Origin of the sequence: Streptomyces sp. NPDC096324, assembly GCF_044763015.1 — a bacterium.
GTDB lineage: Bacteria > Actinomycetota > Actinomycetes > Streptomycetales > Streptomycetaceae > Streptomyces.
Genome location: NZ_JBIWFK010000008.1, coordinates 34654 through 53664, shown reverse-complemented (window position 1 = coordinate 53664; position 19011 = coordinate 34654). Strand labels below are relative to the sequence as shown.

16 protein-coding genes are annotated in these 19011 nt (G+C 71.4%); 6 read left to right on the top strand and 10 right to left on the bottom strand.

The genetic code is table 11. The annotated features are described in order from the left end of the window. Window positions 1-263: 263 nt before the first annotated feature. The 3 genes from ACIQ7M_RS22730 to ACIQ7M_RS22720 are packed head-to-tail and all read right to left on the bottom strand — an operon-like array spanning window position 264 to window position 3635. Complete coding sequence (locus tag ACIQ7M_RS22730) at window positions 264-1013, bottom strand: succinate dehydrogenase/fumarate reductase iron-sulfur subunit (protein WP_403647092.1); 750 nt, start codon at window positions 1011-1013, stop codon at window positions 264-266. Next, window positions 1010-2962, bottom strand: a complete 1953-nt coding sequence (locus ACIQ7M_RS22725; protein ID WP_403647089.1) for a fumarate reductase/succinate dehydrogenase flavoprotein subunit — start codon at window positions 2960-2962, stop codon at window positions 1010-1012. The genes ACIQ7M_RS22730 and ACIQ7M_RS22725 overlap by 4 nt, the downstream gene beginning before the upstream one ends. Window position 2963: 1 nt before the next feature. Further along, window positions 2964-3635: a succinate dehydrogenase gene (locus tag ACIQ7M_RS22720; protein ID WP_386988163.1), complete on the bottom strand. Its 672-nt coding sequence runs from the start codon at window positions 3633-3635 to the stop codon at window positions 2964-2966. Window positions 3636-3755: 120 nt separating this feature from the next. Between ACIQ7M_RS22720 and ACIQ7M_RS22715 the strand changes: the two genes are divergently transcribed. Further along, window positions 3756-4646, top strand: coding sequence for a LysR family transcriptional regulator (locus tag ACIQ7M_RS22715; RefSeq protein WP_384787767.1), 891 nt, complete (start codon window positions 3756-3758; stop codon window positions 4644-4646). Between the two features lie 18 nt (window positions 4647-4664). Here the strand turns inward: ACIQ7M_RS22715 and ACIQ7M_RS22710 are convergent, their stop codons facing one another. The 4 genes from ACIQ7M_RS22710 to ACIQ7M_RS22695 form a co-directional block, all read right to left on the bottom strand. Further along, window positions 4665-5444 (bottom strand): oxidoreductase, encoded by a 780-nt coding sequence (locus ACIQ7M_RS22710; RefSeq protein WP_386988137.1) that lies wholly within the window; start codon window positions 5442-5444, stop codon window positions 4665-4667. 139 nt (window positions 5445-5583) lie between these two features. Then, window positions 5584-7719 (bottom strand): putative bifunctional diguanylate cyclase/phosphodiesterase, encoded by a 2136-nt coding sequence (locus tag ACIQ7M_RS22705; protein ID WP_389840190.1) that lies wholly within the window; start codon window positions 7717-7719, stop codon window positions 5584-5586. Next, window positions 7716-8528, bottom strand: a complete 813-nt coding sequence (locus ACIQ7M_RS22700; protein ID WP_386988132.1) for an SAM-dependent methyltransferase — start codon at window positions 8526-8528, stop codon at window positions 7716-7718. Before ACIQ7M_RS22700 ends, ACIQ7M_RS22705 begins: the two co-directional genes overlap by 4 nt. Window positions 8529-8964: 436 nt before the next feature. Then, complete coding sequence (locus tag ACIQ7M_RS22695; protein ID WP_386984777.1) at window positions 8965-9906, bottom strand: SCO0930 family lipoprotein; 942 nt, start codon at window positions 9904-9906, stop codon at window positions 8965-8967. 272 nt (window positions 9907-10178) lie between these two features. Between ACIQ7M_RS22695 and ACIQ7M_RS22690 the strand changes: the two genes are divergently transcribed. The 3 genes from ACIQ7M_RS22690 (at window position 10179) to ACIQ7M_RS22680 (ending at window position 12394) form a co-directional block, all read left to right on the top strand. After that, entirely contained in the window at window positions 10179-10838 is a 660-nt protein-coding gene (locus tag ACIQ7M_RS22690; RefSeq protein ID WP_403647084.1) for a hypothetical protein, read from the top strand. Window positions 10839-10854: 16 nt separating this feature from the next. Next, window positions 10855-11619, top strand: coding sequence for a hypothetical protein (locus ACIQ7M_RS22685; RefSeq protein ID WP_403647081.1), 765 nt, complete (start codon window positions 10855-10857; stop codon window positions 11617-11619). A gap of 238 nt (window positions 11620-11857) precedes the next feature. After that, on the top strand, window positions 11858-12394 hold the full coding sequence (locus ACIQ7M_RS22680) for a hypothetical protein (RefSeq protein ID WP_389840198.1): 537 nt from the start codon (window positions 11858-11860) through the stop codon (window positions 12392-12394). A gap of 129 nt (window positions 12395-12523) precedes the next feature. Here ACIQ7M_RS22680 and ACIQ7M_RS22675 read toward each other — a convergent pair whose 3' ends face one another. After that, window positions 12524-13015 carry a hypothetical protein gene (locus tag ACIQ7M_RS22675; protein WP_386984785.1) on the bottom strand — a complete coding sequence of 164 codons (492 nt, stop codon included), beginning with the start codon at window positions 13013-13015 and terminating at the stop codon, window positions 12524-12526. Window positions 13016-13346: 331 nt separating this feature from the next. Here ACIQ7M_RS22675 and ACIQ7M_RS22670 point away from each other — a divergent pair, with 331 nt between their 5' ends. Beyond that, window positions 13347-14012, top strand: coding sequence for a class F sortase (locus ACIQ7M_RS22670; protein WP_386984787.1), 666 nt, complete (start codon window positions 13347-13349; stop codon window positions 14010-14012). A 109-nt stretch (window positions 14013-14121) separates the two neighbouring features. Here ACIQ7M_RS22670 and ACIQ7M_RS22665 read toward each other — a convergent pair whose 3' ends face one another. Then, window positions 14122-14967, bottom strand: coding sequence for a polysaccharide deacetylase family protein (locus tag ACIQ7M_RS22665; protein WP_403647076.1), 846 nt, complete (start codon window positions 14965-14967; stop codon window positions 14122-14124). Window positions 14968-15047: 80 nt separating this feature from the next. Beyond that, window positions 15048-18326: a bifunctional lysylphosphatidylglycerol synthetase/lysine--tRNA ligase LysX gene (lysX, locus tag ACIQ7M_RS22660; RefSeq protein WP_386984791.1), complete on the bottom strand. Its 3279-nt coding sequence runs from the start codon at window positions 18324-18326 to the stop codon at window positions 15048-15050. Between the two features lie 100 nt (window positions 18327-18426). Between lysX and ACIQ7M_RS22655 the strand changes: the two genes are divergently transcribed. Further along, entirely contained in the window at window positions 18427-18891 is a 465-nt protein-coding gene (locus ACIQ7M_RS22655) for a universal stress protein (RefSeq protein ID WP_386984793.1), read from the top strand. Window positions 18892-19011 lie beyond the last annotated feature (120 nt).

The following is a 19011-nucleotide window of genomic DNA, read 5'->3' as shown; positions in this document are numbered from 1 at the left end:
ACTCTCCTGGTCACGGGCCGGTTCGGCGGAGGGGATACCCCTTGCTCCAAGGGAGTCGAGAGCTCGGGGGGAGGCAGGCCGGATCCGAACGGTCTGCGCGCTCCTGTTCTTCCGACGCCGGTTGGCGCCTGCGTGACCAGTGCCAGGAGGGCGGATGTGGGGATGCTGAATGACAGGGGTGCCCCGGAAAAGCGAGACGGGACCGGGTATGAGCACCACACCCGGTCCCGCCCGTCCGCACCGTACGGCGAACGACTTTGTGCCTAACGTTTGCCCGCTCCGCGGGCGGCGCGCAGCCACTCCTTGTTCATGGAGGTGATGGAGAACAGCGGGATGCCCTTGGGGCAGGCGGTCGCGCACTCCCCGGTGAGGGTGCAGCCGCCGAAGCCCTCCGCGTCCATCTGTCCGACCATGTCGAGCACCCGGGTCTCCCGCTCGGGGGCGCCCTGCGGCAGGACGTTCAGGTGGTTGATCTTGGCCGAGGTGAACAGCATGGCGGCGCCGTTCGGGCAGGCCGCCACGCAGGCGCCGCAGCCGATGCATTCCGCGTGCTCGAAGGCGAAGTCGGCGTCGGGCTTGGGGACGGGGGTGGCGTGCGCCTCGGGCGCGGCGCCGGTCGGGGCGGTGATGTAGCCGCCGGCCTGGATGATCCGGTCGAAGGCGGAGCGGTCGACGACGAGGTCCTTGACGACGGGGAAGGCGGCGGCCCGCCAGGGTTCGACGTCGATCGTGTCGCCGTCGCGGAAGGAGCGCATGTGGAGCTGGCAGGTGGTGGTGCGCTCGGGTCCGTGCGCGTCGCCGTTGATGACCAGGCTGCACGCGCCGCAGATGCCCTCGCGGCAGTCGTGGTCGAAGGCGACGGGGTCGTCGCCGGCGAGGATGAGCTCTTCGTTGAGGGTGTCGAGCATCTCCAGGAAGGACATGTCGGCCGAGATGCCGTCCACCTCGTACGTGGACATCGCTCCGTCGGCGTCGGCGTTCTTCTGCCGCCAGACGCGCAGGGTGAGCTTCATGCGTAGCTCCGCTGGGTGGGGTGGACGTACTCGAAGACGAGGTCTTCCTTGTGCAGGACGGGCGCGGTGCCGGTGTCGGTGAACTCCCAGGCGGCCGCGTACGAGAACTCCTCGTCCCGGCGGGCCGCCTCGCCGTCGGGGGTCTGGGACTCCTCGCGGAAGTGGCCGCCGCAGGACTCGGCGCGGTGCAGCGCGTCGAGGCACATGAGCTCGGCGAGTTCGAGGTAGTCGACGACGCGGTTGGCCTTCTCCAGGGACTGGTTGAACTCCTCTCCGCTGCCGGGCACCTTGATGCGCCGCCAGAACTCCTCGCGGATCTGCGGGATGCGCTCCAAGGCCTTGCGCAGGCCGCTCTCCGTGCGGGCCATTCCGCAGAACTCCCACATGAGTTCGCCGAGTTCGCGGTGGAAGGAGTCGGGGGTGCGGTCGCCGTCGACGGACAGCAGCAGGTTGACGCGGTCCTCGGTCTCGGCCAGCACCTCCTGCACGGCGGGGTGTTCGGTGGTGACGGGCCGCTGGTTCGGGTTGCGGGCGAGGTAGTCGTTGATCGTCGACGGCAGGACGAAGTAGCCGTCCGCGAGCCCCTGCATGAGGGCGGATGCGCCGAGCCGGTTCGCGCCGTGGTCGGAGAAGTTGGCCTCGCCGATCGCGAACAGGCCGGGGACGGTGGTCTGGAGGTCGTAGTCGACCCACAGTCCGCCCATCGTGTAGTGCACGGCGGGGTAGATCCGCATGGGCACCGTGTACGGGTCCTCGGCGGTGATCCGGGCGTACATGTCGAAGAGGTTGCCGTACTTCTCCTCGACCGCCTCGCGGCCCATGCGCCGGACGGCGTCGGCGAAGTCGAGGTAGACGCCCTGGCCGCCGGGGCCCACGCCCCTGCCCTCGTCGCAGACGTTCTTGGCGGCGCGGGAGGCGATGTCGCGGGGCACGAGGTTGCCGAAGGAGGGGTAGATGCGCTCCAGGTAGTAGTCGCGCTCGTCCTCGGGGATCTCGTTCGGCGGGCGGGGGTCGCCGTGCGCCTTCGGGACCCAGATGCGGCCGTCGTTGCGCAGCGACTCGCTCATCAGCGTGAGCTTGGACTGGTGGTCGCCCGTGCGCGGGATGCAGGTGGGGTGGATCTGGGTGAAGCAGGGGTTGGCGAAGTAGGCGCCGCGCCGGTGGGCCCGCCAGACGGCGGTGGCGTTGGAGTTCATGGCGTTCGTCGAGAGGTAGAAGACGTTGCCGTAGCCACCGCTGGCGAGGACGACGGCGTCCGCGAAGTAGGTGTCGATGCGGCCCGTGATCAGGTCCCGGGCGACGATGCCGCGGGCGCGTCCGTCGACCACGATCAGGTCCAGCATCTCGGTGCGCGGGTGCATCTCGACGTTGCCGGCGGCGATCTGCCGGGACAGCGCCTGGTAGGCGCCGAGCAGGAGCTGCTGGCCGGTCTGGCCGCGGGCGTAGAAGGTGCGGGAGACCTGGACGCCGCCGAAGGAGCGGGTGTCGAGCAGGCCGCCGTACTCGCGCGCGAAGGGCACGCCCTGGGCGACGCACTGGTCGATGATCTCGACCGAGATCTGTGCCAGGCGGCGGACGTTGGACTCGCGGGCCCTGAAGTCGCCGCCCTTGACGGTGTCGTAGAAGAGGCGGTGCACGGAGTCGCCGTCGTTGCGGTAGTTCTTCGCCGCGTTGATGCCGCCCTGCGCGGCGATCGAGTGGGCGCGGCGCGGGGAGTCCTGGTAGCAGAACTGGACGACGTGGTAGCCCTGTTCGGCGAGGGTGGCGCCCGCGGAGCCGCCCGCGAGGCCGGTCCCGACGACGATCACGGTGTGCTTGCGGCGGTTGGCGGGGTTGACCAGCTTGGCCTCGAAGCGGCGCCTGTCCCAGCGCTCTTCGACCGGTCCGGCCGGTGCCTTGCCGTCGGCGAGGGGTTCCCCGGTCGTGAAGTGGGCGTATTCGGTGGTCATTTCAGCTCACCACTCCGGTCATGACGCCCACCGGTACGGCGATGAAGCCGGCCGTGAGCAGCAGCGCGAGGACGTCGGCGACGGTCTTGAGGGCGCGGTCGCGGGTGCGGCTGCCGGCCCCGAGGGTCTGGGCGGCGCTCCAGAAGCCGTGCCGGATGTGCAGGCCGAGCGCGAGCATCGCGACGATGTAGATGACGTTGCCGTACCAGGTGGAGAAGGTGTCCACGACGTTCTGGTAGGGGTGGCCCTCCTGGAAGCCGCCGGAGTGCACGGTTCCGGTGGTCAGGTCGAGGAGGTGCCAGACGATGAACAGGCCGAGGATGATCCCGCCCCAGCGCATCGTGCGGGTGGCGTAGCTCGCGCCGCGCTTCCTGTGCACGTACCGGGCGGGCCGGGCCTTGATGTCGCGCCGGCTGAGCTGGTACGCGGAGGTGGCGTGCGCGACCACGGCGACGACCAGGACCACGCGGACGAGCCACAGGGTCCACTCGTAGTGCATGAACGGTTCGCCGATGGTGCGCAGCCAGTGCGCGTAGTGGTTGAACTCGCCCGCTCCGAAGTAGATCTTCAGGTTCCCGATCATGTGGGCGACCAGGTAGAGCAGCATGATCAGGCCGCTGACGGCCATCACGGTCTTCTTGCCGACGGAGCTGTCCCACACGGTGCGCGCCATGGACGGCCGTCGGTCCGTCCGCGTTGCCAAAGCCATGAGAAGAGACGGTAGATCGCGGGGTACCGATCGGTCCAAGACATGAAACGGCTGGTTTCCATAGACATGGGCTATGGTCGAAGGGTGCAGTTCCACCAGCTCCAGTACTTCGTGGCCGTCGCGGAGACCCGGCACTTCACCCGGGCCGCCGATCTGGTGCACGTAGCGCAGCCCTCGCTGTCCCAGCAGATCAAGGCGCTGGAGCGGGAGTTGGGAGCCGATCTGTTCCTGCGGGCGCGCGGGAACATCACGCTGACCGACGCGGGTGAGGCGCTGCTTCCGCTGGCCCGGCGCATCCTCGCCGACGCGGACACGGCCCGGCACGAGGTGCAGGAGCTGGCTCAGCTGCGCAGTGGCCGGGTGCGGCTCGGCGCGACCCCGAGCCTGTGCACGGGCCTGCTGCCCGACGTCCTGCGCGCCTTCCACGACCGCTATCCGGGCATCCGGCTGCTGATCGAGGAGGGCGGCTCGCACGATCTCGTACGGGAACTCGCGCGCGGCGCGCTCGACCTCGCCCTCGTCGTCCTGCCCCTGCCCACCCCGTCCCCCGCGCTGACCACGGTGGAGCTGCTGCGCGAGGACCTGGTGGTGGTGTCGTCGCCGGACGCCCCGGCGCCCGGCGGGCGCGGCGGCCGGCGCGCGGTGCGGGTCGCCGATCTGGAGGGCGAGCGTCTGGTGATGTTCCGGCACGGCTACGACCTGCGGGAGCTGACCGTCGCCGCCTGTCGTGCCGAGGGCTTCGAACCGGACTTCGCGGTCGAGGGTGGTGAGATGGACGCGGTGCTCGGCTTCGTCCGGGCGGGCCTCGGCGTGGCGGTCGTACCGCGGATGGTGGCCGCGCGGTCCGGGTCCGGGCTTCGGGTGACTCCGTTGGCGCCGCCCGGACTGGAGCGGACCATCGCGCTGGCGCACCGCAGTGACGTGGCGCCGCCCCGGGCGGCCCGGGAACTGCAGCGGATGCTGCTGGAACGCTGACGGCGGGCCGCCCCGGGCTCACCAGGTCGGGATGAGGCCGCCGTCGATGACGAAGTCGCTGCCGGTGATGTTGCGCGCCCGGTCCCCGGCGAGGAAGAGCACGAGGTCGGCCACCTCGGACGGCTCGGAGAAGCGGCCGGTGACGGTCGCGTCGGAAGCCTTGGCGATCACGTCGTCGGGGGTGAGCCCGGCGGACGCCGAGACCGTGGCGGCCACTCCCCCGCCGCCGAGCCACAGGTCGGTCTTCACCGGGCCGGGGCTCACCGTGTTGACGCGGATGCCCTGCGGGCCGACCTCCTTGGACAGGGCCTTGGAGAACGCGACCAGGGCGGCCTTGCCCGCGCTGTAGTCGATGACCAGGGGGTCCGGCAGCGTGGCGTTGACCGAGGCGATCGTCACGACCGAGCCCGCACCGGCGGCCAGCATCGACGGCAGGGCCGCACGGGTGACCCGTACGGCCGTGAGCAGGTTCAGCTCCAGGCCGCGCCGCCATTCCTCGTCGGTGACCGACAGGAAACCGCCGGTTCGGGCCGGGGCCGTCCCCACGTTGTTGACCAGGACGTCGATCCGCCCGCCCGCCGCCTCGACGAGCCTGGCCGCGGCCTCCGGCTCGGCGAGGTCGACCGGCACCCAGGTCACGTTCCCCTTGCCGGCCAGGGCGTCGAGGCCCGCCGAGGTGCCGCGGGAGCCGGCGATCACCGTGGCGCCCGCCCCGGCCAGCGCCTCCGTGACCGCGAGTCCGATGCCCTTGCTGGCTCCGGTGACGACGGCCGTCCTGCCCTGAAGTTCGGTGCTCATGCGTCTCAGCTCCATGTGTGGGAGGTGCTCCCCGTCCATGAGACATACCAAGGGCCGCGGGCGCGAGGCGTGCCGTGCGCCCGGGATGCCCGCCCCGTGCGGCGCGCCCCCGTCAGGGAGGCGCGCCGCGCGGACGGGTTCAGCCGACCGCGTCGACCAGCGCCAGCTCGTGCAGCCGCTCGGGCGGTCCCGGACGGGCGTAGTACCAGCCCTGGGCGGTGTCACAGCCGAGGATCCGAAGCTGTTCCGCCTGCGCGCCGGTCTCCACGCCCTCGACGGTGACCGCGAGGTCGAGACTGTGGGCGAGGGAGACGATCCCCTCGACGATCTTCAGGTCGACCGGGTCCGCCGGGAACTGCTGCATCCCCTGGGTGAAGGAGCGGTCCAGCTTGAGGATGCTGACCGGCAGCCGGCGCAGGTTGGCGAGGTTCGAGTAACCGGTGCCGAAGTCGTCGAGCGCGATGTCGACGCCCATCTCGGCGAGCCTGCGCAGCGGTTTGAGCAGGTCGTCGTCGGCGCCGATCAGCGCGGACTCGGTGACCTCCAGGCACAGTGCCCGGGCGTCGAGGCCCTCGCGCTCCAGGATGTCGACGGTGTCCTGGACCAGGCCGGGATGGGTGAGCTGGCACGGCGAGAGATTGACGTTGACCCGCAGCGGGCCCGCGGCGGACCCCCGTTCCTGCCAGCTACGGGCCTGACGCACCGACTGCTCCAGGACCCAGCGGCCGAGCGGCACGATCAGTCCGGTGTGCTCGGCGAGCGGGATGAAGCGGTCGGGTCCGAGGACGCCGTGCTGCGGGTGCAGCCAGCGCACCAGCGCCTCAGCGCCCCGCACACTGCCGTCGCCGAGGTGCACGAGCGGCTGGTACTCGATGAAGAACTCGCCCCGGTCCAGGGCGGCGGGCAGCGCGGTGGTGAGTCCGTTGCGGGTGATGGCGCGCGCGTCGGCCTCGGGGTCGGCCAGCTCGAAGCGGTTGCCGCCCGCGGACTTGGCCCGGTACATCGTGATGTCGGCGCTGCGCAGCACCTCGGCGGCGCCGCGCTCCCCGGCCGGACCCTCGACGACGCCGACGCTGCCGCGCACGGTCAGGTCACGGCCGTCGATGCTGATCGGGGTGACGAGCGCGTTCATGATGCGCCCGGCCAGTTCGTCGACCTCGCGCTCGGTGTGCGGGCCGGTGGTCAGGGCCACGAACTCGTCGCCGCCGAGCCGGGCGACCATCTCGCCGGGGGCGGTCGCGCAGGACTGGAGGCGGTCGGCGACCTCGACGAGCAGCCGGTCGCCGGCCGCGTGCCCGAGGCTGTCGTTGATGGTCTTGAAGCCGTCGAGGTCGAGGTAGCAGAGCCCGAAGCGCTGTCCCTCCCCCGCGGCCAGCGCCTTCTCCAGGCGCTCGAAGAACAGGGTCCGGTTGGGCAGTCCGGTCAGCGCGTCGTGGGTCGCCTCGTAGCGCAGCCGCAGATTGAGCAGCCGCCGCTCGGTGGTGTCCTCCATCAGCGCGAGCTGGTACTGGGGCAGACCGTCCGCGTCGCGGAGCAGGGAGACCGTCAGATTGGTCCACAGGGCGGTGCCGTCGGGGCGGTAGAAGGCCTTCTCGACGTGGTAGTGCTCGCGTTCGCCGCGCACCAGTTCCTCGTACAGCCGCCACACCTGGGGAGCGTCCTCGGCGTGTGTCCACTCCGGGACCCTGCGGCCGCGCATGGTCTGTTCGGAGCCGCCGAACATCCGCAGCAGGGCTCCGTTGGCCTGGAGGATGTTTCCTTCGAGGTCGGCGATGGCGATGCCTATGGCCGCGCCCTCGAACACCGCGCGGAAGCGGGCCTCGCTGTCGTGCAGTGCCTCGGCGACGGCGCTGCGCGCGGTCAACGCCGCCTGCGAGATGGCCTGTTGTTCCGAGAGGGTCCGCTCGCGCAGCGCCTCGGCGTACCCGGCGGCCATCGCGTGCTGGAGTCGCGCGGAGCGGGTCCGCAGGGCTTCCTTGGGGCCGTCCTCGCCGCAGTAGAGCACCAGGTAGGCGTCGACGCAGTCGAGGGCCCTGCTGAGGGCCTCGGGGTCGGTGCAGTGCGCGGCGACCAGTGCGGCGCCGACGCCGCGTCCCTCGGCCGCCTCGAAGGTCCTGGCCCGCAGGGCCTCGCTCAGCCGCCGCGCGAGCGGCAGCAGTTGTTCCTCGAACTCCGGCCGGGTCAGCGAGGTGGAGGTGACGGGGAAGACCGCGCGGCTCCAGATCGTCGCGAACCGGCGCAGTCTGTCCTCCGGCCCGTCCGGCTCGGCGCTCACGCCGTGCGTCCCACGCCGCCGAACCCGGAGAAGGAATAGGGATCCTCGTCCTCGGACGCCGTGTCGGGCCGCCAGTTCGGCATCGGCACCAGTCCGGGTTCCACCATGTCGTACCCCTCGAAGAACCGCGCGATCTCGTCGCGCGTGCGCATGATCAGCGGGTTGCGGATGTCCTTGTAGACGTCGACCGTGCCCTCGGCCTGCTCCCGCAGGAGCGGAATGCCCTCGAACGAGGCGTGCGTGACGACGAGCATGCTTCCCGGCGCGAGGGCGTCGCGCAGTTCGGCCACCGCCCGGTACGGGTCGTCCGCGTCTTCCACGAAGTGAAGTATGGCAACGAGAAGCAGCGCGACCGGCCGGTTCAGGTCGATCAGCCGCTGAACCGGGTGGCTCAGCAGGATTTCCTGGGGCTTGAGCAGGTCCGCGGCGACGACGGCCGCGTCCTCGTTGTCCCGCAGGACGACCTCGCTGTGTGCGACGGCAACCGGGTCGTGGTCGACGTAGACGACCCGCGCGCCGGGCCGGGCGGCCTGGGCGATCTCGTGGACGTTGCCGAACGTCGGGATGCCGGAACCGATGTCGAGGAACTGGTCGATGCCCTCGTCGGCGGCGTGGCGGACGGCCCGGCGCATGAACGCCCGGTTCGCCTGCATGGTCTTGGGAAGTCCCGGCATGAACTCGATCGCCTTGCGCGCCGCTTCCCGGTCGACCTCGAAGTTGTGCGAACCGCCCAGGTAGTAGTCGTATATCCGGGACACGCTCGGCACTGAGATGTCAATGCTGCGAGGGGCCCAGGCGGGACGCTCCATCTATCTCTCCAAGGCGTAGGCGACGGCACGGACGATCCGGTGTTCGAGCAGAGGCTACTGATCGCCCGCCAAAGGAGCGAGTCAAACCGGAAATTGACCGTCCGTTCCCGGTCACTGCCTCAGGCACGTGCCGAATTGGCATCTGCGAACGTATACCGCGCACGCCACGCACCGCCCACGCGAAATCCCTCCGAAGCATTCCAAAAAGCTCCGCGGAGTCACGAAGCGTGGTCAAGTCTCCCGCCGGGCCGTGACGTTCTTTCACATCCGGGCCGGCAGCCGGATCTTTCACGTTCCGGCGACGGCCGGAAAGCTTCGCCGCCGGAACGTGAAAGTCCGCCGGAGGGAGCGCACAAGGGTCCGCCCCCTCCGGCGGAGGGGGCGGACCCTTGGCGGCGCGTTCGGGCGGGGCGGTCGACCGTGGGGTGTCGAGGCCCTACTTGGCGGCGCCGACCGGCTTTCCGTCGGGCGAGACGGCGTACCACGTGCCGCCCACTCCCTGACCGTTGGTGTCACCGGGAGCGCTGTCACCGGAGAAGGTGTAGATCGGCCAGCAGTTGACCGTCATCTGCTTCACACCGTCGGGGCGCGTGAAGGGCATCAGGCCCTTCTTCTTGACGCCCTTGGTGTCGGCCTCGTCGACCGGGGCGACCGCGGGCCACTTCTCCAGGCAGGCGCCCGTGCAGGCCGACTTGGAGACGGGCCAGGCCTGGTCCTTCATGAAGCGGTAGACGGTCATGCCGTTCTTGTCGACGACGATGTCGCCGAGCTTCGGGTCCTTGCGGACCGACAGGCCGGGCAGGGAGGCCAGCGTGGCCTTCTTGCCGTCGGGCGCCGAGACGAACCAAGTGCCGCCCACGTTCTGCCCGTTGGTGTCACCGGCCTTGGTGTCCTTGGCGTACCGGTACATGGGCCAGCCGCCTATGGTGAGCTGCTTGGTGCCGTCGGTCCTGGTGACCTCGCCGAGCAGCGCCTTGTCGACACCGGTGGTGGCCTCGGCACCCTCGGCGGGCACCGGCGGCCAGGCCTTCGCGCAGTCTCCGTCACAACTCGACTTCGGCGGCTCGGCCGTGTCCTTGTCGAAGCGGTAGAGGGTGAATCCGGCACCGTCGGTCAGCACCTTGCCGAGCTTCGCGCTCTCGTCCACGGAGAGCGCGCCCGCGGCTTCCGGCTTGGCGGCGGCGCTCGCGTCGGAGTCGGCTCCGTAACCGTTGCCCGCACCGGCGGTGGTGCTGGTCCCGTAACCCCCCGCCTGCGCGGTGGCACCAACGTTCTGGGCACCCGTCGCAGTGCCATTTTCCTGACCACACGCCGTCGTGAGCGCCAGCACGGCCGCAGCTGACGCTACGAGTGAGGCGCTCCGCCAGGAGGTCTTCATTGGTAACTCCCGCTGTTCGCATAAGTGTTGCAGCGCCCTGCAGCGCCGCGCATGGCCCTAGGTACGGGCGGGAGGTGCAGGAGCGTTCAAAGGGGCCTCAAATTTCTTTCGGAAGACTGTGCCGCGTTCGACGCGCATCGCTCACACGTTCGAACGATGGCGGCGCTTTCCGGCCCCAGGCGTCAAGCCGCCGGGGGCCCGAGGTACCCAATTCGTGGCCATTCCAGGACAGTTCGACGTGGCCGGGCCCCTCGCGCCCCATGATCTCCGTCGTGCACGCACCCCAGCGGACCCGATCCGCCCTCGTCATACGGGTACTGGCGCTGACGGCGCTCACCTGGCTCCTCGTCGGCGCGCCGAGCGGAACGGCCGCGGCCGACGCCTGCGCCTACGCCTCGGCCGGTCCGGACGGCGACGGGATCACCGCGGTGGCCGTGGCGGGCGACGGAACGGGCGACGGAGCGGTGGCCGTGGCGGGCGACGGGGCGGTCGCCGTCGCCGGACACCCGATCCAGTGCCCGCCCCCGTCGCCCACCCCGCCCTGCCCGCCGACGCCCACGCCCACGCCGCCCCCTCCCCCGCCGAAGCCGACACCCAGGCCCGAGCCGACACCCGAGCCGGCGCCACCGCCTCCGCCCACCCACGCGCCGAAGCCCGCACCTCCACCGCCTCCTCCGCCGGCGCCGAAACCGAAGCCGAGACCGGAGCCCCCGCCCCCGCCGCCGGCTCCGGTCGTGGCACCGAGACCCGCGCCCAGGCCCACCCCGACACCGCGTGCGCGTCCCGCTCCGCCGCCGGTCCCGGTCAGCTATCCGGCGTACCACGCGCCGGCGCACAAGCACGCGCCCCGCGGCGGCCCCTCGCTGGTCTCGTTCACCCTGCTCATCACCGCGCCCGCGGTGCTCGCCGTCGCGGCGCTGCGCCCGCGCTGACCCCAGGAGGCACACTGTGTCGGATTGGCTTGTTCTCGCCCTCGCGATGGCGGCCGCGTGCCTCGTGGTCCTCGTCGTGACGCTCCTGCGTCATCGCAGGGCCCGTGAGGACGAGGACCCCACCGAGACGCCGGACGTCATCGAGTACATGACGATGATGATCGGCGTGGTGTACGCCATCGTCCTCGGACTGGCCATCGCCGGTGTCTGGGAGGCCCGCGGCGGCGCCCAGAGCCAGGTGCAGACGGAGGCTCAGGCCCTGCACGAGATCTCCGAACGGGTCCGGGTCTATCCGCCCGACGTCCGCGACCGGATCCGCGGCGACGTCGACACCTACGTCCACTACGTGGTCACCACCGAGTGGAAGGCCATGGCCGAACAGGGCCGGGTGACCAACGAGGGCGGACGGCTCCTCGACCGGGTCCGGCACGACGTCACCGATTACCAGCCGAAGTCGGACTTCGAGGCGCAGGCCTACCAGCCGCTCCTCGACCAGGTGACCGCGGCCGACACCGCGCGCGGCGCCCGCGCCGACTCGACCGGGGCGACCATGCCGGGGGTGGTGTGGTTCGGGCTGATCACCGGTGCCGTGGTCACGGTGGGGATGATCTTCGCGCTCCAGATCAGGCGCACCGCGCGGGAACTGATCCTGGCCGGGCTGTTCTCCGCCCTGATCGCGTTCCTGCTCTTCCTGATCTGGGACTTCGACGCGCCCTACAGCCGCGGGATCACGGCGTCGGCGGAGCCCTTCACGGCGCTGTTCCCGCAGCTTCCCGGGTGACGCGCGCCCCGGGGGCTCTCCGCGGGGGCTCTCCGCGGGCGGGGGACGGGCGCCACGCCGTGCGCGTCCCCCGTCCGCACGCACCCCGTCCCCCGGACGGCCCACACAATTGCCCCGTTCGCGCTACTGGGATCGCGTCCTTGTTCGGCCTTTCCTAGCGTTCCGATCATCGAGGTGCATTTCTGGCGCAGGCGGAAAAGGTCCGCAGCAAGGCTCCTCGGGGACCTGGAGGCTCACCATGCGCGCGATACGCGTCGCTTCGGCCGCACTGCTGGGCGTGACCGCCCTGACCTTCGCCGCTCCCGTCGCGCTCGCCGGTGACGGGGACCACGGACTCACCCCGATCACCCCGTTCGCCTTCAGCGTGCAGCCCTCGACCGTCGCGGCGGGCGGCCAGGTGTCGCTGCTCCTGAAGCGGGACGGCCAGTGCCGGGGGACCGCCACGGTCACCTCCGGAGTCTTCGACACCGTCAGCATCCCGCCGGGGCAGTCCTCGGCCAGCGCGACGGTCGACTGGGACGCCAGGCCCGGGGCCGTGTACGACGTGACGTTCTCGTGCGGCGGGGCGAGCGGCAGCACCGGTCTCACCATCGCCGGCCGCCGGCCGGTCACGCCGACCCCGGTGCCCCTGCAGCGGGGCGTGCGGGCCGGTGTCGGCGGCAGTGCCGGCGGTTTCGACCTGAAGCAGATCGGGCTGGGCACGGCGCTCATCGCCGGTTCGGTCGGCGCGGCCTGGTACCTGTCCCGCCGGCGCACCTCCTCCGACGAGACCTGACACAGCGGCACAGCCCTTCACCCCGGACCCGGTCGGGCGGGTCCGGAGCGAAGGGCTGTCACGTGCGACTCCGCGCGGCGGGGGCCGGCCTCCGAAGGGGGCGGGACCGGCCGCTCACCGGCGGAACGGTCAGATGTGCCGCTCCGACCTCCGCCGCATCCAGAACACCCCGCCGCCGACGGCCGCCGCGGCCACCAGACCACCGCCGATCGCCATGTCGGTGGGCGTGGCACCGGTGGTGCTGCTGCCGCCGAGACCACCGCGCACACCGCCGATGACGGTGAAGGCGGCCGGGCGGGTCAGCGGGCCCGTCCCGTCGCAGTTGACGGTGATGTCGTACGAGCCGGGGGCGGCGTCCTGGTTGATGGTGGCCGTACCGCTGGACGCCTCGGTGCGGCTGCCCAGGAGCGGCGAGAGTCTCGCCTGACGGAACGCGGGAGAGGTCATCGTGCCTCCCCTCGGGCACCCGTCGACCGTCACGGCGAGCTGGCCGCCCCGGGCGATGACGCTGGGCTGCGCGACGATGTTGCTCGGCGTGTTCCACGCCGCGGCCATCGGGGCGGCGAGCCCCACGGCGGCGACCGCGGCGGCGGACACCGCCAGGGCACGAGTTGTACGCATGTGATCCTCCGCGGGGGCGCCCCGGGAACCGTCCCCGGTGGATCGGCGAGAAAGCGCCTCCCAGTCAGACCCTCAGATGCCGTGCGCGGGGCCGCATTTCGGGAATGGTCCGTCCTGGTGAGAGGACACGCCGAAGGAATTCCACACAATCGGATATTGCCGCAGGTCACGGACTGTCAGAAAATTCCTGGTCACGGCAACTCGGATGGCGCACGAGGCATTCCCCCGGCCACCCGTTCGCCCGTGCCCCGTCGCCGGGCGGCCTGGCTGCCATTAGCGTGCTCATATGCGCGGATGACGAGGCGACGGCCGCGTCGAGAGGGGATTGCGAATGTCTGCGTCCGACGAGTTGGCCGAAGAGGAGGAGCGGCGGAGGAAGCGCGCTCCTTGGGGCGTCATAGCGCTTGTTCTGCTGACCGGCCTCGCACTCATTCGGAACGGTTCCGGCGAGTTCGACGTGGGGCCCCCGCAGCCGGCCTCGGCGGCCGCGGCGGACACCCGCACGCCGGGCGGTACGTTCTCGAAGACTCCCGCCGCGCTGCCGTACTCCGTGGCCGACCGGGTGCGGATCCCGGCGATCCGTGTCGACGCCCCGGTGATGCCGGTGGGCCTGGACGTGGACGGCTGGGTCGACGCGCCGCCGCCCGACGACCCGAATCTCGCCGGCTGGTTCACCGGCGCGGTCTCGCCCGGCGAGAAGGGCACGGCCGTGGTCGTGGGCCATGTCGACAACATGCAGGGTCCCGCCGTCTTCTACGGGCTCGGGGCACTCAAGAAGGGGAACAAGGTCGAGGTCCTGCGCAAGGACGGGAAGACCGCGGTGTTCGAGATCTACGGCATCGAGGTCTTCGCGAAGAGCAATTTCCCCGGCGACCGTGTCTACAACAGCAAGGGAACTCCCGAATTGCGCGTCATCACGTGCGGGGGCGGATTCTCCAAGCAGCACGGCTACGACGGGAACGTGGTCGTCTTCGCGCGCCTTTCCGAGGTGCGCTGAGCCTTTGCGGACCGGGTCCGCGAAAAGTCGGTCGGCGGGGCGTCGTTCCTCCCGCCGGCCGGTCCGGCCGAAAGCCCCGCGACACACGGCGCGCGGGGCTCTTTCGGTTCTAGGCGTCTCTCCGGCGCGGCACCGTGATGTGGTAGCCGGCGTCCAGCAGGCGCGGGAGATAGGTGCGCAGCGCCTGCACGCTCTGCGAGCGGTCGCCGCCCGCGTCGTGGGAGAGCACGACGACACCGGGGGCGGCCTGCTTCTGGATCGTGCCGACGATCGCGCGGGTCCCGGGCCTCGCCCAGTCGTTCGTGTCGATGGTCCAGGCCATCGGCTCCATGCCGAGTTCGGCGCCGATCTGGTAGGTCGCCCGGTTCCACTCCCCGTACGGCGCGCGGAACCAGGTCGGCGGCTCGCCGTAGGCCTCGTCGATGACCTCGCTGGTGCGCTCGATCTCGGAGCGGATCGCCGAGCGCGAGAGCTTGGTCAGCAGCGGATGGCTCCAGGTGTGGTTGCCGACGAGGTGTCCGTCGTCGGCCATCTCGCCCAGCAGGTCCTTGTTCTCGGCGGCCATCTGCCCGCACACGAAGAACATGGCGTGCACGTCGTAGGCGCGCAGGGTCCGCAGGATCTCCGGGGTGTACGTCGGGTCCGGGCCGTCGTCGAAGGTCAGCACCAAGGTCCGGCCCGGGCCGGACACGCGCATGAAGGGCTCGTGCCGGACGAGGGTCCGTAGCTGCGGGCCGTGCAGCGGCGGGCCGTACCCGGCGAGCGGCTGGAGGCGGTAGGCGGAGGGCTTGAGGGCCCGGTTCGCCTGCGCGCCGGAGAGCGGCAGACCGCCCGCCGGCTCCGCGGCCCGACCGGAGGTCAGGACATGGGCCGTGCCCGCCGCTCCGGCCGCCCCCAGGACAGCGGCGCCGGCGATCAACGCCCGGCGCCGGGTAATCAGCTCATCCTTTTTCATGACCAATCAGTCACCCGGCGGAGGGCCCACCACGCCGAGCAACACCGGTGGGGCCCCGTGAATGCACCCGCCCGGCCCATTCAGCGGCGGCGGACCAGCGGGAACGGCAGCGTCTCACGGATCGTCAGACCCGTGAGGAACATGACGAGCCGGTCGACGCCGATGCCGAGTCCGCCGGTGGGCGGCATGGCGTACTCCAGCGCGTCCAGGAAGTCCTCGTCGAGCTCCATCGCCTCGGGGTCTCCCCCGGCGGCCAGCAGGGACTGCGCGGTGAGCCGCCGGCGCTGTTCGACCGGGTCGGTCAACTCCGAGTAGGCGGTGCCAAGTTCCGTGCCGAAGGCGACGAGGTCCCAGCGTTCGGCGAGCCGCGGGTCGGTGCGGTGCTGCCGGGTGAGCGGGGAGACGTCGGTCGGGAAGTCCTTGTAGAACGTGGGGAGCCCGGTCTTCTCCTCGACCAGACGTTCGTACATCTCCAGCACGACGTCACCGCGTCCGTCGTCCGCCGTGTACGGCACCCCCGCGCGGTCGCACAGCCGCAGCAGCCTCTCCAGGGTCGTGTCGGCGTCGATCTCGTCGCCCAGCGCCTCGGAGACCGCGCCGTACACCGTCTTGACCGGCCACTCCCCGGAGATGTCGTACTCGACACCGTCCTTGCGGGCGATCGGTGTGCCGAACGCGGCGGTCGCGGCGCCCTGGATCAGCTCGCGGACGAGGTCGAGCATCACGTCGTAGTCGGCGAACGCCTGGTACGCCTCCAGCATCGTGAACTCGGGGTTGTGCTTGTAGGAGACACCCTCGTTGCGGAAGGTACGGCCCAGCTCGAAGACCTTCTCCATGCCGCCGACGCACAGCCGCTTGAGGTAGAGCTCGGGCGCGATGCGCAGATAGAGGTTCAGGTCGTAGGCGTTGATGTGGGTGGTGAAGGGCCGGGCGTTGGCTCCGCCGTGGATCTGCTGGAGCATCGGGGTCTCGACCTCCAGGTAGCCACGGTCGAGCAGTCCCTGGCGCAGCGCCTGGACGGCCGTGGAGCGGGCGCGTACGACCTCGCGGGCGGCGGGGCTGGACACCAGGTCGAGATAGCGGCGGCGGACCTTGGCCTCGGGGTCGGCGAGGCCCTTGCGCTTGTCGGGCAGCGGGTGCAGGCACTTGGCGGTGAGCTGCCAGGAGGTGACGAAGACCGTGGGTTCGCCGGTGTCGCTGGCGCCCGCGAGCCCGTCGGCGCTGATGTGGTCGCCGATGTCGATCACCTGCCGGAAGCGGTCGAGCGCGGGACCGGCCCCGTCCCGGGTGAGGGCGATCTGGAGGTCGCCCGACCAGTCGCGCAGCACGGCGAAGAGGATGCCGCCGAAGTCGCGTACGAGCATCACGCGTCCGGCGACGGTCACGTCCTCCCCGCCGCGGACGTCGGCCAGCACATGGGTGCGCGGCGGGATGCCGACCGGGTAGGGGTCGGTGCCCTCGGCGCGCAGCCGGTCGAGTTTGCGGTGCCGCACGCGGACCTGGTCGGGCAGGCCGGTGGTGGGATCGTCGGCCGCGGCCCCGCCGTCCGCGTCGAGGCCGAGGGCGGCCAGCGACGGCAGTCCCGCGGTCGTGGCGGGCGCGGGTCCGCCCCTGGGGTGTCCCTTGCCCCACAGACTGCGCAGCGAGGGTACGGAGACGAAGCCCTCGGCGATCGCGGAGGCCATGCCGATGCGGGCGAGGGCGCCGGTGTCGCCGTAGCAGATGAAGCGCGGGTACCACTCCGGGTGGTACTTCGCGTTGGAGCGGTACAGGGCCTCGAGCTGCCACCAGCGGGAGAAGAACAGCAGCAGCCTGCGCCAGAGCCGGAGCACCGGTCCGGCGCCGATGCGGGCGCCCTCCTCGAAGACGGAGCGGAACACGGCGAAGTTGAGGGAGATGCGCCGGACCCCGAACTTGCCGGCGACCGCGCACACCTCCGCGACCATGAACTCCATGACGCCGTTGGGCGCGCTGCGGTCGCGGCGCATGAGGTCGAGGGAGATGCCGTCGCGGCCCCAGGGCACGAAGGACAGCAGCGCCAGGAGCTTGCCGTCGGACCCCATCGCCTCGACGAGCAGGCAGTCTCCGTCCTCGGGGTCGCCGAGCCGGTCGAGGGCCATCGAGAAACCGCGCTCGGTCTCGGTGTCGCGCCAGGCGTCCGCCCGGCTGACGATCTCCTCCATCTCGCTGTCGGACAGGGTGGAGTGCCGGCGGACCCGGCAGGTGGCGCCGGAGCGTTTGACGCGGTTGACGGCCTGCCGGGTGACGCGCATGTCGCGGCCGGACAGGTCGAAGCCGGCGATCTGCAGGATCGCCTCGTCGCCGAGCTGGAGCGCACCGAGCCCGGCGCGCGCGAACGCCTTGGCGCCCTCCTCGGAGGCGCCCATCGCGGCCGGTGCCCAGGCGTAGCGGCGGGCGATGTCCAGCCAGGCGGCGATCGCGTGCGGCCAGGCCTCCCGGTCGCCGACGGGGTCGCCGCTGGCGAGGCACACCCCGGCCTCGACGCGGTAGGTGACGGCCGCCTTGCCGCTGGGCGAGAAGACGACGGCCTTGTCGCGGCGGGTGGCGAAGTAGCCGAGGGAGTCGCCGCCGCCGTACGCCTGGAGCAGGGCGCGGATCCGGGCCTCCTCGTCGCCGTGCAGGGCCGCGACCAGACGCTGGGAGCGGAAGAGCGTGGCGGCCGCGTTGAGCAGGGCCAGCGCGCCGAACAGGCCGAGCACGAAGAACAGCCAGCGCGGCGGACGGCCGTCGAAGGAGCGCGCGGAGACGAGTCCGCCGCAGACCCGGTTGGCGGCCCACAGCAGCCGCTGGCTCTCCGTCAGGGTGCCGGGGAACAGCGCGACCAGGCCCCAGCCCAGCAGGATCGCGACGACGAGGCCGGCGACCAGGACGAGCAGGGCGCGTCGTACGGCGGCGCGCCGCGAGTCGGCGTAGAACTCCCGGCGGGCCACGATGAGCAGGGCGAGGAGGAGCCCGCAGACGATCAGTGAGGGGATCGATGCGGCGTACAGGCCGGCGAGGATCCCGAGGGCGTCGGTCAGGACGAGCAGGCCGAGGTAGACGACCACGAGCCACCAGGCGATCTTCTTGCGGGCGGCCGTCGCGGCGGCGAGCAGGAAGAGGAAGACGGCGTACGCGAGGTTGGCGCTGACCGGGATGATCAGAAGGTCGAGGAACCGCACGACCGGGCGCAGGAGCCTGCGGAGCGGGGGGATGAAGGCGAGCAGGGTGCAGAGCAGGCCGATGGCGACGAAGAAGGCCGCGAAGCCTTCGGGCACCTTGCTCAGGAAGCCGCTCCGGGGCGGCCGTGGCCGGCCGCCGGCGGTCTTCGGGGGGCGGGCCTCCACGGTGGCACTCATGGTTCCGACTGTAGGAAGATCGGCGGCGCCCCGCCCGTCGAGCGGATCCCGGCCGCTCCCCCGGGGCGGGGGACGCGGGGGTTCCGATAGCCTCGCAGCCGTGACGGAAGAGCAGCACGCGCATCGGTTCGAGCGCGGGACGGACGGTCCCAAGGTCATCGTCGTCGGGGTGGACGGCTCCGACTCCTCGTTGCGCGCGGCGGCGTACGCCGGTGGTCTGGCCCGGCGGCAGCGGGCACTGCTGGCCGTGGTCTACGTCAAGCCGGTGATGGCGGCGGGGGCGGCGCTCGGGGTGCCGGTGGCGGACACGACCGACGAGATCGCCGAGGATCTGGTGCAGTACATCCGCGACGCCGCCGAGCGGGTGAAGGACATATTCGATGTGCGCTGGGAGTTCCACACCTTCCGCGGTGACCCCTACAACGGTCTGGTCACCGCCGCGGACGAGCTGAAGGCGGACGCCGTGGTGGTCGGGGCCTCCGAGCAGTCGGGGCACCGGATCATCGGTTCGGTGGCGATCCGGCTGGTGAAGGCGGGCCGCTGGCCGGTCACGGTCGTGCCGTAGCGGGTGCCGGGGGGTGCCTGTCGGTCCCGTTCCGATCGGGACCGTCGCGGTCGTCCCGGTTCTCGTCGGTCCCGTTCCGGTCGGTCTCATTCCGGTCGGTCCCGTTCCACTGAGTCCCGT

Bases quoted from the DNA above. Each gene is read 5' to 3' on its own strand.
- ACIQ7M_RS22675 (WP_386984785.1), bottom strand. From the start codon at position 13,015: ATGCGTACAACTCGTGCCCTGGCGGTGTCCGCCGCCGCGGTCGCCGCC.
- ACIQ7M_RS22725 (WP_403647089.1), bottom strand. From the start codon at position 2,962: ATGACCACCGAATACGCCCACTTCACGACCGGGGAACCCCTCGCCGAC.
- ACIQ7M_RS22720 (WP_386988163.1), bottom strand. From the start codon at position 3,635: ATGGCGCGCACCGTGTGGGACAGCTCCGTCGGCAAGAAGACCGTGATG.
- ACIQ7M_RS22695 (WP_386984777.1), bottom strand. From the start codon at position 9,906: ATGAAGACCTCCTGGCGGAGCGCCTCACTCGTAGCGTCAGCTGCGGCC.
- ACIQ7M_RS22730 (WP_403647092.1), bottom strand. From the start codon at position 1,013: ATGAAGCTCACCCTGCGCGTCTGGCGGCAGAAGAACGCCGACGCCGAC.
- ACIQ7M_RS22710 (WP_386988137.1), bottom strand. From the start codon at position 5,444: ATGAGCACCGAACTTCAGGGCAGGACGGCCGTCGTCACCGGAGCCAGC.
- lysX (WP_386984791.1), bottom strand. From the start codon at position 18,326: ATGAGTGCCACCGTGGAGGCCCGCCCCCCGAAGACCGCCGGCGGCCGG.
- ACIQ7M_RS22670 (WP_386984787.1), top strand. From the start codon at position 13,347: ATGTCTGCGTCCGACGAGTTGGCCGAAGAGGAGGAGCGGCGGAGGAAG.
- ACIQ7M_RS22680 (WP_389840198.1), top strand. From the start codon at position 11,858: ATGCGCGCGATACGCGTCGCTTCGGCCGCACTGCTGGGCGTGACCGCC.
- ACIQ7M_RS22665 (WP_403647076.1), bottom strand. From the start codon at position 14,967: ATGAAAAAGGATGAGCTGATTACCCGGCGCCGGGCGTTGATCGCCGGC.
- ACIQ7M_RS22700 (WP_386988132.1), bottom strand. From the start codon at position 8,528: ATGGAGCGTCCCGCCTGGGCCCCTCGCAGCATTGACATCTCAGTGCCG.